The sequence below is a fragment of the Photorhabdus australis DSM 17609 genome (assembly GCF_000711895.1).
GTDB lineage: Bacteria > Pseudomonadota > Gammaproteobacteria > Enterobacterales > Enterobacteriaceae > Photorhabdus > Photorhabdus australis.
In genome coordinates, this window is the sequence record NZ_JONO01000024.1 from 60,462 (window position 1) to 77,081 (window position 16,620).

Annotated in this window: 14 protein-coding genes and 2 pseudogenes; 4 read left to right on the top strand and 12 right to left on the bottom strand. The window is 43.2% G+C overall.

From position 1 onward, the window contains the following. The first annotated feature begins 50 nt into the window (after nt 1–50). On the top strand, nt 51–314 hold the full coding sequence (locus tag BO26_RS08155) for a hypothetical protein (RefSeq protein ID WP_036770784.1): 264 nt from the start codon (nt 51–53) through the stop codon (nt 312–314). Nucleotides 315–392: 78 nt separating this feature from the next. Here the strand turns inward: BO26_RS08155 and BO26_RS08160 are convergent, their stop codons facing one another. The 5 genes from BO26_RS08160 to BO26_RS08180 form a co-directional block, all read right to left on the bottom strand. Next, complete coding sequence (locus BO26_RS08160; RefSeq protein WP_036770785.1) at nt 393–713, bottom strand: CcdB family protein; 321 nt, start codon at nt 711–713, stop codon at nt 393–395. Further along, nucleotides 713–979, bottom strand: coding sequence for a type II toxin-antitoxin system CcdA family antitoxin (locus BO26_RS08165; RefSeq protein ID WP_051690912.1), 267 nt, complete (start codon nt 977–979; stop codon nt 713–715). The genes BO26_RS08160 and BO26_RS08165 overlap by 1 nt, the downstream gene beginning before the upstream one ends. Nucleotides 980–1,222: 243 nt before the next feature. Continuing rightward, nucleotides 1,223–3,304 (bottom strand): TonB-dependent copper receptor, encoded by a 2,082-nt coding sequence (locus BO26_RS08170; protein ID WP_201771255.1) that lies wholly within the window; start codon nt 3,302–3,304, stop codon nt 1,223–1,225. A 151-nt stretch (nt 3,305–3,455) separates the two neighbouring features. Then, nucleotides 3,456–3,920, bottom strand: coding sequence for a DUF2946 domain-containing protein (locus BO26_RS08175; RefSeq protein WP_036770789.1), 465 nt, complete (start codon nt 3,918–3,920; stop codon nt 3,456–3,458). A gap of 122 nt (nt 3,921–4,042) precedes the next feature. Further along, on the bottom strand, nt 4,043–4,216 hold the full coding sequence (locus BO26_RS08180) for a hypothetical protein (RefSeq protein ID WP_157835534.1): 174 nt from the start codon (nt 4,214–4,216) through the stop codon (nt 4,043–4,045). A gap of 1,109 nt (nt 4,217–5,325) precedes the next feature. Here BO26_RS08180 and BO26_RS08190 point away from each other — a divergent pair. Continuing rightward, nucleotides 5,326–6,564: a glycoside hydrolase family protein gene (locus tag BO26_RS08190; protein WP_157835535.1), complete on the top strand. Its 1,239-nt coding sequence runs from the start codon at nt 5,326–5,328 to the stop codon at nt 6,562–6,564. Between the two features lie 167 nt (nt 6,565–6,731). Here the strand turns inward: BO26_RS08190 and BO26_RS08195 are convergent, their stop codons facing one another. The 3 genes from BO26_RS08195 to prpB are packed head-to-tail and all read right to left on the bottom strand — an operon-like array spanning nt 6,732 to nt 10,356. Then, nucleotides 6,732–8,183, bottom strand: a complete 1,452-nt coding sequence (locus BO26_RS08195; RefSeq protein ID WP_036770792.1) for a bifunctional 2-methylcitrate dehydratase/aconitate hydratase — start codon at nt 8,181–8,183, stop codon at nt 6,732–6,734. A gap of 55 nt (nt 8,184–8,238) precedes the next feature. Then, nucleotides 8,239–9,405, bottom strand: coding sequence for a bifunctional 2-methylcitrate synthase/citrate synthase (gene prpC / locus BO26_RS08200; RefSeq protein WP_036770793.1), 1,167 nt, complete (start codon nt 9,403–9,405; stop codon nt 8,239–8,241). Nucleotides 9,406–9,465: 60 nt separating this feature from the next. Beyond that, the gene (gene prpB, locus BO26_RS08205; RefSeq protein ID WP_036770794.1) at nt 9,466–10,356 is read right to left on the bottom strand and encodes a methylisocitrate lyase; all 891 of its coding nucleotides are present in this window, start codon (nt 10,354–10,356) and stop codon (nt 9,466–9,468) included. 308 nt (nt 10,357–10,664) lie between these two features. Between prpB and prpR the strand changes: the two genes are divergently transcribed. Continuing rightward, entirely contained in the window at nt 10,665–12,359 is a 1,695-nt protein-coding gene (gene prpR, locus BO26_RS08210; RefSeq protein WP_036770795.1) for a propionate catabolism operon regulatory protein PrpR, read from the top strand. Nucleotide 12,360: 1 nt separating this feature from the next. Here prpR and BO26_RS08215 read toward each other — a convergent pair whose 3' ends face one another. Next, nucleotides 12,361–13,332, bottom strand: coding sequence for a GlxA family transcriptional regulator (locus BO26_RS08215; RefSeq protein WP_036770796.1), 972 nt, complete (start codon nt 13,330–13,332; stop codon nt 12,361–12,363). Nucleotides 13,333–13,507: 175 nt separating this feature from the next. On the opposite strand from BO26_RS08215, the gene BO26_RS08220 reads away from it, so the two are divergent. After that, nucleotides 13,508–14,356 (top strand): DJ-1/PfpI family protein, encoded by an 849-nt coding sequence (locus tag BO26_RS08220; RefSeq protein WP_051690914.1) that lies wholly within the window; start codon nt 13,508–13,510, stop codon nt 14,354–14,356. A 534-nt stretch (nt 14,357–14,890) separates the two neighbouring features. Here BO26_RS08220 and BO26_RS08225 read toward each other — a convergent pair. From BO26_RS08225 to BO26_RS08235, 3 genes and pseudogenes are all read right to left on the bottom strand, one after another. Beyond that, nucleotides 14,891–15,094 (bottom strand): annotated as a pseudogene (locus BO26_RS08225) (ISNCY family transposase); the annotation flags it as partial. An 86-nt stretch (nt 15,095–15,180) separates the two neighbouring features. Further along, nucleotides 15,181–15,459, bottom strand: a pseudogene (locus BO26_RS08230) (ISNCY family transposase); the annotation flags it as partial. A gap of 49 nt (nt 15,460–15,508) precedes the next feature. Continuing rightward, nucleotides 15,509–16,486, bottom strand: a complete 978-nt coding sequence (locus BO26_RS08235; protein ID WP_036770798.1) for an Rpn family recombination-promoting nuclease/putative transposase — start codon at nt 16,484–16,486, stop codon at nt 15,509–15,511. Nucleotides 16,487–16,620 lie beyond the last annotated feature (134 nt).

The following is a 16,620-nucleotide window of genomic DNA, read 5'->3' on the forward strand; positions in this document are numbered from 1 at the left end:
ACACCCCGTTTTGATAAACGGGGTTTTTTATCTGCTATGACTGCGTTTTTATGATCTCTATTTCAATTACGCCAGGTCACAGTATTTATGATCCGACAAACCCAATGGGAAAAATGTTTTTTAATGTCCTAGTCACTTTCGTTGGGATGATGGTGAATTACGCCGACGATATTGAAGAAGCCTGTTTAATAACGTCACGATTTGCCGCATTAATGGATATTGATTTTTTGCCGGAGCCAGATAAATCCGATATTGCAATTATCCCTGTTATTGATAACCTCTTATTTCAGTTAATGCTTAAAAAAACAGATTAAAATTAATATAAAAATTTTTGGGTGGTTTCGGATTACAATCCTTATACGGAAACCTTATTTTGAAGTTAACCCAAACAACTAAATCCCTGAAACGATAGTATCTAAAGCTGCCATGATATCGGAGTGAATACCAGGCATAACACAGACGATATCCGCAGCTTTTAACTTACTCTTCGCTACCGTTGTCACTGACTTTGTAATAACAACATACCGATCACCTTTAATCTCAATCACTGGTGTTAACGTTTTGACGCGTGAATTTTTATCTGACAGCAGAGCAATCGGCATAATTACCCGTGAATCATAGTCATCTAATAAATCATTTTGAATGTCGATAATAAAAGGGTATTGCTGCCTCGATTTAGGGGATTTATTGCGGTAAACAGCGTACTGAGCCATCAAATAACCCCGTATTCATCATCATCGGTAAATAGCCCAGCACCACGCTCAAATTCATTGAAAGCGTAGATACCGGCTTTATTTTCAGCTTTCCATTGCTGTCTTCTTTTCTCACGAACAACGTCGGACAATATTTTATCTAGTGTCGCTGATAAGTTGATCCCTAAATCACGGGCTTCATCTACCACTTCAGCGGTTAAATAAACGTTTGTACCACGTTTACCGGATCGTTTTCGTTCTACGGTTGAGGCACTTTGTCTTTTCATCAGACAGCTCATCTATGCGTATAAAACATGCGCATAAGTCTATAGCAGATAGTAAACGTCATCAAGAAGTTCTAAGCCGAACAAGGCTCATCAATGAAACCACTGCAACATTCGATGTTGATTATGTAAGAATTTATCCGTATATCGGTAACAAGAAGTGATCATTTTTGCCGGATTTTATTCCGGCAATACACCAGGAAAAAAACAAATATTGGCGTCCAATCACTGGACGCCATTTTCTAATTAAAATGTGACATTCATTTTAGCCCACACCGTCCTACTCGGTTCATTTACTGAAGTATTCGCTGAATAACCAAAGGTGCTATTCCCCGCAAGGTTAAGATGTTCGCTATATTCTTTATCCAAAATATTGTCGATACCAGCGCTAACTTTGACATTTTTATTAACCTTATAGGCAACGTTCGCAGAAAGTACGCCAAAACCTGGACTGCTTTCAAAATCTTTACCAACAACGTTTCCTTGATTCACAGCAATCCGATGCTGGCTGCTCACCAAACGCCATAAACCGGTACTACTCCAATCGCCACGTTCATAAGTCAAGCCGAAACGAGCTTCCAGAGGTGGAATCTGAGGCATCGGCTTATTGTCCGTAGTGTTTTCACCCCAGGAATAAGCAAGGCTGGCATCCGTTTTCCAATGTTCTGTCAGTTGATAACCAAAGCCCATCTCTCCCCCCATAATATTGGCATTGACATTATCAGCCTGACTAATACGAGCATTGTGCGGGCTATATCTGAATAAAATGAAATCATTTACACGCCCTACGTAAGCGGATACCCAACTATTAAAACGTTCACTGGTATATTGAGCACCAATATCAAGCTGGGTGGTTTTCTCGCTTTTCACCCCATCAAAAGCACTGGCACTACCAGCCGGACCATATTTAGGCGAAAAGAGTTCCCAATAATCAGGAAAACGCTCGGTATAGCCAACACCAGCATAAAACATCAGTGGTGCATCAGCCAAAGTATGCTCTAAACGCATAAAACCACTTGGCAAGGTATCATTGCGTTCCTTCTCACTATTTCCAGCAAATCTTTTTACCAAAGTGCGATCAAGACGAGCACCCGTTATCAACTCACTCTGTTCTGTGGCATACCAGGTCAATTCACCAAACAAACCATAATTATGGAATTGAGCATCCTTTTGCCATGCACCGCCAACTTTATTACGATGGGTATTGGTTTGCGTATCTGCACCGCCTTCCAGTTTGAAATCTTGCCATATCCAGGTCCCCATAGCTCTTCCGCCCACGACGCGGCGATCCAATTGCATCGACATACCGCTATTCATATTCATGTGCATGCCACACATATGCTTACAGGTCGAAGAAGACATGCCCATGTTCGGAGAACGCAGGGTGATATTGTCCATAATATGGTTGGTGTAGTTGTAATAAACCTGAGCTTCAACTTTATCAAAAACCTCACCAATGTTAGATTTCTCAAAACGCAGACCGAGACTTTCACGTTTGAATTGTGATCCATCCATGCTGCGCCCAGCATAGCGGGCCTCTCCATCCCCCTTCCCGGCAGTCAATTCAAACAAAGTATCTTTATCTGGCGTCCATCCTAATGCCAAATCACTATTCCATTTATCCCAGCGAGACGGAACACGATATCCACCGCCATCTTTGTAATCATCTGAACGGGACTTATTTCCCATTAAACGTAAATATCCCAATTCACTACCGATACTGGCATCAACATTGCCATCCCAACGACTATTTGAGCCAGCCAATCCACTGGCATTGACTTTTATCCCCGGCTCCTCAAATCGAGGATATTCACGTTCAAACCTTATGGTACCTGCTGAAGCACCCGGCCCCCACAGCACAGATTGCGGCCCTTTAATCACCGTCAGCAAATCATAACTTTCAGGTGAAATATAAGATGAAGGGGCATCCATTCTGCCCGGACAAGCGCCCAACATTTCTGCACCATCAGTTAAAATCTTAAGCCTTGAACCAAACATTCCCCGAAATACCGGGTCACCATTAGTCCCACCATTACGGATTTGTGAAAATCCAGGTATGGTTTTTAAATAGTCAGAACCGTCACTTGCGGGAACGGGCTGACGGGGAGTTTTTGGCGAAGTGACAATCGCCAAAGGCGAATGCAAGGGCGCGGTTACGGTGATGACATCTCCATCATTGATTTTTGGGTTATTCTTATATTCATGTGAATCTGATGTCGTTTCAGCCGCATATCCATTGAAAGCAGCTAGCAGAAAAAGCGGCATTGCCGAACTAATACAACGAGATAGTTTATTTTTTTTATGAGAAGAATTTCTTTCAAACATCATTTTTCCTTAATACGAACCCACCCCTCGAAAGATCTCTCTCAAAAGTGGAATACGTCACAGAATCCAACCAAATAGTTTTTGGCATAAACAGACTTTTCCTGACTCAACAATTAGCAGGACAAAGCTTTTCGTTATGTTTAAATCAGTGGGATCAGATCTGTTCAGGCGGAGCGCGAGGTAACGAATCAGAAAAGATGAAATGCGGCAGAAAGGAAGCTACGGTTTGAATCGGTGGTGGCCGTGAAGTCAGCGAAGTTGACCAAAATAGCGGTATATTCGCCAAATCCAGCATAGGTACATGGATCAGAAAAACGCAGTATCCACAGGCAATATCCTCCAACATCGACATACCACCACCGGCATGCATACCCATCTGCATGCCATCATGATGGTTAGGACTGGAAGAAACGTCAGAATGAGACATATTCCGGGGAATATCATCGTTAGATGACATCACCATATGACAATCGACCACATTCGATGAATGAGCCTCACCAATGCGCGCATGTTCCAGTGACCGGGAAATCACTGGCGCAATGAACAACATCAGTATCGCGAATATACCGAGCCAAGCTGGCAGGCGGCACCGCGATGGGTAAAATTGGATCAGTGACAAACTAAGCCTATTCTTGTAGAGAACACATTCAGGGACGGGATTGTACGTATTTAACGGCCAAATGTTAAAACACTTTATGCAGGAATGTCGCTTTGGCAGCAAAATTTGATGCTTTTCTCAGGTTAGCGAGATGGATTATGTTCATTAACTCGACCAAAAATATCGAAAATCCAGCCTGCCGCAATAACTGCATTCTTAGCAAGATAAATGTAACGATAAAAGCCAACGGTACCTAACGTGAAACTCATTGCTCGTTCTTCACTATTTAGGAAACCATTGTGAGAAGTTAGCCGCATAATTCCTAAATAAATGACAACAATACCCACAATCTAAGTGAATTCCAAATGAACACCGAACAAAATCACAGAGATTAACGTCACGAGCAAAGGCATTGCCCCATGCGTAATAAAGGTAGATTTGATTCAGTATGTCTACACAATTCTGTTTCCATATTGACCCTTATATATAATCCATAGACCTTCATATTACAGCCGCATTTTTTTTATCCTCAACAAAAAATACTCATTAGAAAAGCCTTAAGTTATGCAACTTTTTACGGTTGTGAACATCAGAAAAAACGCAGACTTGCGTTTTCTATGGCTGAAATACAACACACGATAAAACGGAATAAGAGAACCGGTCCCCAACCGATATTTTTTGCTCGATTAATTAGGAATAGTCTTAAAAATAAACTCATTGATATTATTTTGTGATTTAGGTAACATTTTTTGACATGAACAGATATTCACCACAAAACGAATAATATCTGATTAATTTTTTATACTGAATTATTTAATTCTGATAGTTTTTCACTGGAAAGGAAAAAACACAAAAAATTTACCTTTATAACCACCAATGAAAACAGAATATTACACTGCATTATTGCTGAAAGACAGTACAGGTTAAATTATCAGTCTCCGAATGGAGCTAACACGACGAATACTAGTTATCAATCCTTGCATCTTTTTTTAGGGGCATATCTGAGGGAAGTTTTACTAAGAACTTTACTCGCTCCATTACTGAAACTTAAAACTCTGGAGAAAATTGTGACTTTATGTACCAAAACAGTTCCCAAAATTTGGGGCATCATTACTAAACAATTAAACATAAGCAACCATATATTCAAAATGTCAGCCTGGAAAAATCATTGCGAATCTGCGTTAAATGATGCTTTAGTTTATGCTCTGCATTCTTGCAGATTCTTACTCCTCTATTTGAGTGTGATTTCCCGAAATATTTTATTGTTCCCAATTCTTCTCTGCGAGTTATTATTGGCAGCCCCATCATTCGCACAAACAGAAATACCGTTAACAACATCAGATATTCGAACTTCTATCGGTCCTGTGGTTAAGGGGGGGGGGTATACAACTATGCGCCTTCCGTGATGTTGGACGGGGTATATCGGATGTGGTGGTGTGGTTCCGATCCCACTCATCCCGGTGACCATATTTTCTATGCCGAATCTTCATCTCTTGATGGCCCTTTCCGTGCCCGTGGGGGTAAAAATGCTTACCAGATTGTTTTTTCTCCCGACAAAGCAGTGAACGCATTCGATAAAGTCCATACTTGCGATCCCTCTGTCATACGAGTTAATGGTACATATTATATGTATTACGGTGGATGGGACAGTATTCGCACTGAAATCGGAGGCATAACAAAAATTGGCCTCGCAACAAGTACTGACGGAATTAACTGGACACGTGCAAACAATGGTAATCCGATAATCTTACCCGCTAACAAGAAGCTAGATGGAAATCCTTACGGAGCAGGGCAACCTTCCGTATCCTATCTCAATGGTATGTTTTACCTTATGTACACCGATACAACCGGAGCAAATTCCCTAGATAAAATTTACGGCGGCGGTGGACAATATATCTTAAGATCTCCCGATCCAACCTTTCAAAGTGAAGTGGAAGAACTTACTCCGAATGGATTCGTCACAAAAACGGAAGAGAATCGCGTCGATATGCAGTTTTCTGATGCACTCAATGCATGGATCGTAGCTCACAATGATGGTTCCAGACTATCTTTAAGCTTTTATCCGCCAGACTTCTCTACGAAAATCTACAACGATGTCCAATTAAGCACCGCCACTGTAGAAGGTCCCGGTATTGTATCAAGACCGGATAAGCACTCAGTTGTCTCAAGTACCGGACAGTGCAGTACACTGCCAATTGATGTTATCAATGCGACTGCGCGTAATTTCCCTCGTAGGTCGCCTACAAACTTGGCACATATTGGTATCGACATCAGTGCTGGAATGAGCTGTAAAAGTATGCTTCCCAGTCAGGTTGCGAATATCTACGAAGGCTATGGAATTAAAGCAGTCGGCTTACCTTTAACATTTGTTGTATCAGGAACGCGTTTTCAAGCTGATTCCATTCGACCAATTCAGTTCTTAACTAAGAACTTCGTCGAAGTCACGCCTGAGATTTTCCATGCCATTCCATATGGCGCTTCATTAAAAATCGGTGCTCCTGCTATTGGCACAGCTGGACAACCAGCCTCATTTCTTCTTAATTCGGCTAAATGGCCGGTGAATGGATTAAAGATAATCAGAGATAATAAATCATCTATTAAGATGGTACCGTCAGCTGAATACGATTCCTATCCAACAAAACATCCACTCTACTTGGTGCAATAACCATTTTACTAACCGAATCAAGCATAGCAACACCTTGATATGCTGATTTTCTATACTACATCATGGTCGTAGACGCGATATCGGAACGTTCACGACCATGTACTGGCAGGATGAATTTCGGGATAAAATTTTCAAACTATCAGCCAATCAATAACGAAAAATTTAGATCATATAACGTACAAATCGAGGTATTCGTTTACAGGCATATTTTCCAGCAATGAACGATCAAGGGAAACAGACAGAATTCTCCTCTGCTGGGATTCAGGGAACTGACGTGCCAGGTTGGTTTTGAATTTCTCCAGCAATAACGGCATGCCTTCTTTGCGACGACGAGCATGACCGATAGGGAATTCAACCTTGACTTCATCTAGTTGGCTACCATCTGCTAACGTAACAGTTAATGCGTTAGCAATAGCGCGTTTTTCTGGATCGTGATAATCACGAGTAAAATCAGGATGTTCAACACACACTATTTTTTCCCGCAGTGCATCAATACGGGGATCTGCCGCGACGCTATCTTCATAATCCGCAGCGGTGAGGCGGCCAAAAATCAAAGGCACTGCAACCATATATTGAATACAGTGGTCTCTGTCAGCAGGATTATTTAATGGGCCTTGTTTATCGATAATCCGAATACAAGCTTCATGGGTACGAATAGTGATTTTTGCAATGTCAGCAATGGTCTTACCGATGTCTTTCAATTGCTGATGCAAATTCATTGCAGCTTCAACAGCAGTTTGCGCATGAAATTCTGCCGGGAAAGCGATCTTGAACAGCACATTTTCCATCACATAAGCACCATATGGACGCTGGAATTCAAAAGGCTGACCATTGAACAGGACATCATAAAATCCCCAGGTTTTTGCCGTTAATACCGAGGGATAGCCCATTTCACCCTTTTGTACCATCAGAGCTAAACGAACCGCACGAGATGTCGCATCACCCGCGGCCCAGGATTTGCGTGACCCCGTATTGGGAGCATGGCGGTACGTTCTCAGCGCTTGCCCATCGACCCAAGCGAGCGACACGACACTCAGGATCTCTTCCCGATTCAATCCCAGCATTTCAGCAACAACGGCTGTCGAAGCCACTTTTACCAGAACGACGTGATCCAGCCCAACTTTATTAAACGCATTCTCCAATGCAAGGCATCCCTGAATCTCATGTGCTTTGATCATACCAATCAAAACATCTTTGATCGTAAGAGGCTTTTTCCCACCAGCGACGGCATTCCTTGATAACCAGTCAGCCACTGCCAATATGCCACCGAGATTGTCGGATGGATGTCCCCATTCCGCTGCAAGCCATGTGTCATTGAAATCTAACCACCGGATCATCGTACCAATGTTAAATGCCGCCTGTACGGGATCAAGCTGGAACTGAGTTCCCGGTACACGTACCCCATTGGGCACAACCGTACCCGGCACAATCGGCCCCAGTAATTTCTTACAGGCCGGATATTCTAGTGCCTCCAGCCCACAGCCCAATGTATCCAGAAAGCAGTAATAAGCCGTTTCATGGGCGATGGACGATGTGACGGTATATTCCATAACATAATCCACAATATCCACAATAACCTGATCATATTCAGGACGGTTATTTGTAACAGAGGTAGACATAATAATTCCTTGTTAAAAAAATATTAATGCAGGAAACCCCACACCGGAAATAACGTTATCCACGTTCATCAATTGGCATAAATACCCGATTTTCTGGTCCGGTATAGTTGGCCGAAGGCCGAATAATTTTGTTATCAATCCGCTGTTCAATGATGTGAGCAGCCCATCCGGCGGTACGAGCCATCACAAATAACGGCGTAAACATCGCCGTTGGCACCCTCATCATGTGATAGGAAACCGCAGAGAACCAATCAAGATTCGGGAACATTTTTTTATTAGCCCACATCACAGATTCCAGTCGATCCGCAATATCAAACATTTTGGTTGTTCCTGCTTGTCTGGAGAGTTTCAGCGCTAAATCTTTAATCACTTTGTGACGGGGATCTGAGATGGTATAAACCGGATGGCCAAAACCGATAATGACCTCTTTTCTTTCCAGACGCGCTAGGATATCTCTCTCAGCTTCGTCAGGATTCTCATAACGCTGTTGAATTTCAAAAGAAACTTCATTTGCTCCACCGTGTTTTGGTCCTCGCAACGCGCCAATCGCCCCGATGATGGCGGAATAAATATCTGTGCCAGTTCCTGCGATAACCCGACTGGTAAATGTTGAGGCATTAAATTCATGTTCTGCATAAAGGATCAAGGATGCATGCATGGTTTTTTCCCATGATTCACTGGGTTTTTCACCATGCAGAAGATGAAGAAAATGCCCACCTATCGATTCATCGTCGGTTTCTACCTCAATACGGCGTCCGTTATGGCTATAGTGATACCAGTAGAGCAACATGGAACCGAAAGAGGCCAGCAATCTGTCAGCAATATCACGCGCACCAGCAAGATGATGATCGTCTTTCTCCGGTAATGTACAACCAAGAACAGAAGCTCCAGTACGCATGACGTCCATAGGATGAGCGGCTGCGGGCAATGTTTCCAGTGCTGCCTTGACGCTACCCGGCAAGCCTCGCAGTGCTTTTAATTTCGTTTTATAGGCAGTCAGTTCAGCGCGGGAAGGCAGTTTTTCGTGAATCAACAGGTACGCGACTTCCTCAAATTCACATTGGGTTGCAAGATCAAGAATATCGTAACCACGGTAGTGCAAATCGTTGCCGGTTTTTCCAACTGTGCAAAGTGCTGTGTTACCCGCACTGACTCCTGAAAGGACAACAGATTTTTTAGGCTTGAATGTGGTTGATTCAGTAATCGTATTCTGTTCGCTCATGGGTATCACCTCTACCGTTTTATGCCATATAAAGTGATGAAATTGGGTGGAACTGTTTCGTTATTGAGATTTTTTCTGGGAGAAAAGTGCATCCAGTTTTTGTTCAAAATCATAGTAGTTGATGCTTTCGTATAACTCGTTACGGGTCTGCATCATATTAATCACGTTCTTCTGTGTTCCTTCGTGCCGGATGGTGGTATAAACCTGCTCGGCAGCCTTATTCATTGCCCGGAAGGCAGAAAGCGGGTAAAGCGCGATGGAGACATCCACACTTTTTAACTCTTCAGTCGTAAAAAGTGGGGTCGCCCCAAATTCGGTAATGTTAGCCAACACTGGAACCCTGGTTGTTGACGCAAATGTTTTATACATGTGTAATTCAGTGATCGCCTCAGGAAACAGCATATCCGCCCCGGCTTCAATATAGGCTTTGGCTCTGTCAAGCGCCGCTTCTAATCCAACAACCGCCAAAGCATCAGTACGGGCCATAATGATGAAATTCTCATCAGTGCGGGCATCGACTGCGGCCTTGATGCGATCAACCATTTCCTCTTTAGACACAATCTCTTTATTCGGGCGATGACCGCAACGTTTCGCGCCAACCTGATCCTCAATATGTAACCCCGCAGCACCAGCTTTAATCATTGAACGCACTGTGCGGGCCACATTAAAGGCGGAAGAGCCAAAACCGATATCCGCATCTACCAGCAAGGGCAAATCACACACGTCTGTAATACGACGAATATCTGTCAGCACATCATCCAGCGTTGAAATTCCCAGATCAGGCATCCCCAATGATCCCGCCGATACACCGCCACCAGAGAGATAAATAGCTTTATACCCTGCCCGTTTTGCCAGCAACGCATGATTCGCATTAATAGTGCCAACAACCTGTAGTGGGGATTCAGCTTCTATAGCCTGACGAAATGCCAAACCAGCAGAGAAAAGCGCCATACATAACCTTATTGTTATTAAAATGAAATTCATTTGTTATAAAGCAATGTACGTGCCAATAGAATAAAAGATGGTTAATAAACTTAAAAAAACAAAGATAAAATAATATTTAATGCATTGTTTTTAAATTAAAAAAATAGAATTTAAGCTATTTACTTTCCCGCAGAAAAGTATCATTGATACAAAAACATATTTGTTTCATAATGAGTCAATTATTGTTTCACGAAACATTATAGAAACAAATTTGAAACATCAAATTATTGCGGTGGGGAAAAATAAAAACAGCGCACACTTTTAGGGGAAGCAGAATGGCAGAAACACAATCAATAGGGCGTGATAACAGTGACAAACCCGTCATTTGGACCGTATCTGTTTCCCGTCTTTTTGATCTATTCCGCGACATCACGCCAGAGTTCGACCATCAGGCAGATATCACACCAATTCAACTTGGTTTTGAAAATGCAGTTCAGCACATTCGCAAGCGCTTAACAACCGAACGTTGTGATGCAGTGCTTTGTGCTGGCTCCAATGGAGCCTATCTGAAAAGCCGTTTGTCAGTACCGGTTATTATTGCTAAGGCCAGCGGGTTTGATTTTATGCAGGCATTAGCTCGCGCACGACAAATTAGCTCCCGTATTGGCGTTATAACCTATCAAAATACGTTGCCTGCACTGGAAGAATTTCAGCAACGGTTCAACCTGCGTATTGAACAACGCAGCTACGTCACGGAAGAAGATGCTCGTGCCCAAGTCAATGCACTAAAAGCCATCGGCATTAAAGTGATTGTCGGGGCCGGGCTGATTACCGATCTCGCCTATGAGGCTGAACTTGTGGGTGTCTTTGTCTATTCTGCGGATTCTATTCGCCAGGCATTCCATGATGCACTGGATATCGCCAAAATGACTAAGCTTGACCGGGCTGCAATTGCGGTCTATCCAACAGAGAACACCTTGCATATCCGCCACACCCTGAATGATATCCAAGGGAATTCAGCAGCGATGGAACATGTACGCAACACCATCATGCTATATGCTCGTTCACCTGCCACAGTGCTGATACAGGGAGAAAGCGGCACTGGGAAAGAACTTGTCGCACAAGCTATTCACCATGAATATGCCCTCCGATATGGTCAAGTTGTTGGTAAACATCGGCATCCATTTGTTGCTGTTAACTGCGGTGCTATTGCTGAATCTCTACTGGAAGCGGAGTTGTTTGGTTATGAAGAAGGCGCTTTTACTGGTTCCCGGCGCGGAGGACGTGCTGGTCTTTTTGAAGTTGCCCATAGGGGCACACTATTTCTGGATGAAATTGGTGAAATGCCATTACCTCTTCAGACACGGCTATTGAGGGTACTGGAAGAAAAATCCGTTGTCAGGGTAGGCGGGCACCGTCCAATTGCTGTTGATGTTCGAATCATTTGTGCCACACATTGCGATCTGGATACCTGGGTTCAGGAAGGACGTTTTCGAACAGATTTGTTCTACCGCCTGAGTGTATTGCGGATCAACATTCCAGCTCTCAGGGAAAGGGACAATGATATTAGTCTATTAGCGCTAGAATATCTGCGGCGAGCATTTGCTGCATTAAATTTGCCAATATCACCATCAAGAGTACAAGAGCTTTCTACCTGTCAGGAAGCATTACAAGCCTATCATTGGCCCGGTAATGTCCGAGAACTGCGTAATCTGATGGAACGGCTCACGTTATACCTCAGTGCCCACCCGGAGCATACATTGACCCCTGAATTGATATTGGCCCTTTCACCGGAGCGCCAACTTGCATCCAGACTGGCAGAAAAAAGTATGAAGTCCCTCCCTTCCCTGACTAAGCAATCTTCACGTGTTGCACCACCTTCCGCTTATGAAACCTTGCAACGATTTTCTGGCAATCACAGTGCAACCGCGGAATATCTGGGGATTAGCCGAACTACGTTGTGGAGACGATTGAAACAGGAAACAGCCGGGAATACGGGAATAAAGGAAAAAATATTGACAAAAAAGTGATTTAAAGCGTCGTCTTGAAATGCTTGCGATAATCCTGCGGCGTACTCCCGAACGCCCGGCAGAAACTACGGCGTAAAGTGTCTTCACAACCGAAACCACAACGGGAAGCTATACACTTGAGCGATAGCGTGGATTCAACCAAAAGATGACGCGCTGCTTCCAGACGGAATCGCTCCACCGCTTTGGCTGGCGTAATTCCTACATGTTGGCCGTAGTGGCGCACGAAGCTACGCTCACTCATATTGGCACGAGCGGCCAAGGCTATCACGGAAAGATCACCTGCCAAATTGTTGGTCATCCAGGCGTGCAGATCTGCAAATTTACTTGTGCTACTTTGTAACGCCAGCGGAGCACTAAACTGTTCCTGCCCACCAGGACGTTTAAGAAACATAACAAGGTTCCGTGCAACATCCAGTGCCATTTTATGACCGAGATCTTCTTCCAGCAGCGCTAGAGCCAGATCGATACCTGCGGTAACACCGGCAGAAGTCCACACCGGACCATCCTGAATAAAGATGGGATCACATTCTACCTGTAATTTACTGTAACGCCGGGCCAGTTCGGCGCAGCTGCTCCAATGAGTAACGACTCGGCGGCCATCAAGCAACCCGCAGGCAGCCAGAACGAATGCCCCACTGCATATAGACACAATACGCCTAGCCAAAGGTGCATGTCCCTTTAACCAATTACGCAATGGCGGATGGCTCGCCGCTAACTCAACGCCGATTCCCCCTACAACGATCAAAGTATCAGCGGGAGAATCCAGCTCAGGCAAGGGTTCTGCCTGTACACTTATTCCGGCCTCTGTCATTATTTGTCCGGGATCACAAGCCACGACTTTTATGGTGTAGGGTTGTCTGTGACCGGACTTCTCTGCCAGATCATTAGCTGTTGTAAAGACCTGCAATGGCCCTGAAAGATCCAGCAGATTTATATTGGGGAAGATCAGCAAATAGAGAGTTTTAATGTTCATAAGGAAATTATGGCACTTGGCGTAAATTGTCGCAATATTGGCATATACGCCAATTAACTAACGATTACAGTTATCCCATCAATTCACTACCGGGAATATAAACATTCAGCGATCGATAAAGGTAACGGCACACGTATTTCGGTTCGCTTTCAATCTCGATAAGGAAAATTTCGCCATGAAAAATATATCTATTGATAGAAGAAATTTTATTATTAAATCTGCACTGACAATTTCATCAATAGGCATTTTTGCCAATCAGAATGCTTTTGCCAAAGAACGCTCTATAGCATTACCTTCGGCAATGAAAGCATCATCTGGAGGAAAGCCCACCCTCGCTTTTGTCATTTTTCCGGGCATTACACCTCTTGATATGATTGGTCCCGCGACGATTCTTACAGTAGGAGAATGGTTAAATATTGAATATGTTTGGCGCGATTTACTTCCGGTACGTACTGAACTGGAACATATATCATTCTCACCGAGTATAACATTTGAGCAGTTAGACAAAGTTGATATCTTATGTGTTCCCGGCACAGGAAATCCTTATGCTTTACTTAACGAATTAGACATGCTTGATTGGATACATAAAGTGGGCAGTAAAGCATCCTGGGTAACAAGCGTGTGTACCGGATCTATTCTGCTAGGAGCCGCTGGCTTGCTAAAAGGGTATAAAGCGGCGACTCATTGGTCGATGATGGACAATCTCAGCAAGTTCGGTGCAATACCGGTCAATAAAAGAGTCGTTATCGATAGAAACCGGATCACAGGGGGCGGAGTTACTGCGGGGATTGATTTTGGTTTAACATTGCTCGCGGAAATTAAAGATGAAGAACACGCACAAATAGCTCAATTGGCGCTGCAATATAACCCAAAACCTCCGTTCAATAGCGGCACTCCAGAATTCGCAGGAAAAGAGATAACCAATGCCACAAGTCAGGCTATATTTTCCAATGTAGAAAAACAGACGCCTGATTATAAAGAAATATTGATTAAAAGTGCCAAGAGAATATCAGATATCTACTGAGTTTATTTCCGTATTATGGCTTAATTAATCTGTTTCAGCCTTGCCAACAGCTTAAGCAGATTTATTTCAGCAATTGATCATTTACCAATAACGGAAATACCTTTTATTCTAAGAACAACTAATTCAGAGGTACATATACTCTTCATCTTTCAAGTTGCTGCTTTGTTGGCTACGTTCACTTACCCCAGTCACATAATTATCTATGCTCTTGGGGATGTGTTCACTTGCCGCCCCGCTGCAAATTGAAATCTATCGGGTATAGATTCAAACTTGGTATTTTTAAATTGGAAGGTGAAGATATAGGGCAACCAATCTGGTTGCCTCTTACAAGAGAAAATTTATCGGATTCCGATGTTTCTAATGTTTTATTTGAGGAGTGTTTTTTAACTATTCAAATACTATTTCAATTAAAAAGCTCAATACCAGACAGAACAAATATAATTTCAAACTTATCCAAATAACATACCGCTTCCATGTAAAGCTTCGTGCACTTATTTACACGAATTTTCATACCAATTAAGGCATCGGTATAAGTCAATCGTCTATTTGTTCAAGCTTACTCTGGCTCATCACAATCATTTTAATTATCGTTTCACGGTCGATACCCGTATTTATCATTGCACACACGATTTTCAAAACCGCCAGTTTTCTACCCATCTGTAATCCTTCTTGGTATCCTTCTTGATATGCTTTCTGCGTTAGTTTCTGCGCTATTGTCATCAGTACCTCATCATATTTTTCGGGGACAGTTCCACTACTCACCGGACAAACACCTCTTTAAATAACACGAATCTTCGAATACCGATTAAGGCACTCAGCACGAATCAATGACGTATTTGTTCAAGTTCGCTCTGGCTCAATCCAGTGGTTTTCATTACCGTTTCACGATCGATACCAATGTCCATTAATGCACTGGCAATTCTCAGACTCGCTTTTTTTTCACCTTTTTCTTCACCTCTTTTTTCACCTTTCTGTAATCCTTCTTGAAGCCCTTCTTGAAGCCCTTCTTGCCGTGCTTTGTGTCCCAATTTCTGCGCTATTGTCATCAGTACCTCCTCATACTTCGGGAACTGTTCTGCTTCTACCAGTCGCCGGACAAGCCCCCTCTTTTAACACGAACCCTTAAATACCGATTAAAGCTCTCAGCACGAATCAATGACGTATTTGTTCAAGTTCGCTCTGGCTCAATCCAGTGGTTTTCATTACCGTTTCACGATCGATACCAATGTCCATTAATGCACTGGCAATTCTCAGACTCGCTTTTTTTTCACCTTTTTCTTCACCTCTTTTTTCACCTCTTTTTTCACCTCTTTTTTCACCTTTCTGTAATCCTTCTTGAAGCCCTTCTTGAAGCCCTTCTTGCCGTGCTTTGTGTTCCAATTTCTGCGCTATTGTCATCAGTACCTCCTCATACTTCGGGGACTGTTCTGCCAGTCGCCGGATAAAACCTTCTGGATCGGCGGTATCTCCCACCTGTAGTAAGTAGTTTAGCATGCTTTCTAACTGCTCACCTGTATAGTAATAATCATACGCAAACAATATGGCCAGCTCTTGCAGTAGCTCCGCCATATCACGTTGCCGGATATGTTTTTGCACTATTTCCAGTAGCGCGACCCGTTTGTGCGTCAGGATTTCATCGTCGGGGATTACCGTCACATCGACCAGCGGAAACGCGCTGGAATAGAGCTCTTCCGCCAGAGCCGAAGCATCGAAGCAATCGAACCAGTTGGTACTCCACGGATACGGCCGTATTTTTCCGTGATAGAACAACACCGGAATAACCAGAGGCAATTTTTTATGTCCCTGCTCCAGATGCCATTGCATGGCTGAAATACAGTAACGCATCAGCCGGAATGCCATCATCTTGTCCGGGGAACTCTGGTGCTCAATCACACAATATACATAACTCTCCCCCTGCGTAGTTTTTAGTGAATATAAAATGTCGGAATAATGTGCCCGCAGATTGTCCTCAATAAACGACCCTGATTCCAATCGCAGTGTATCAAGATCACAAACAGCCCGTAATGAGACAGGTAAGTGTATCTCTAGAAAATCTCTGGCGGTATCAATATGACTTAAAAACTTCTTAAAAATAGCGTCATGTGGCGTTGGTGTATTTTTTCTTTTCATAATAGAAATAGTAGCATACTTTCTTTTATATTGAAGGAATATTAAATACAGAATAGTAATTTCTTGTCTTACTCCCCCCTATTGTACGATATTTTCTATTTGGTGAGTCAAAGTCAGACTGCTTTCGGAGAAAT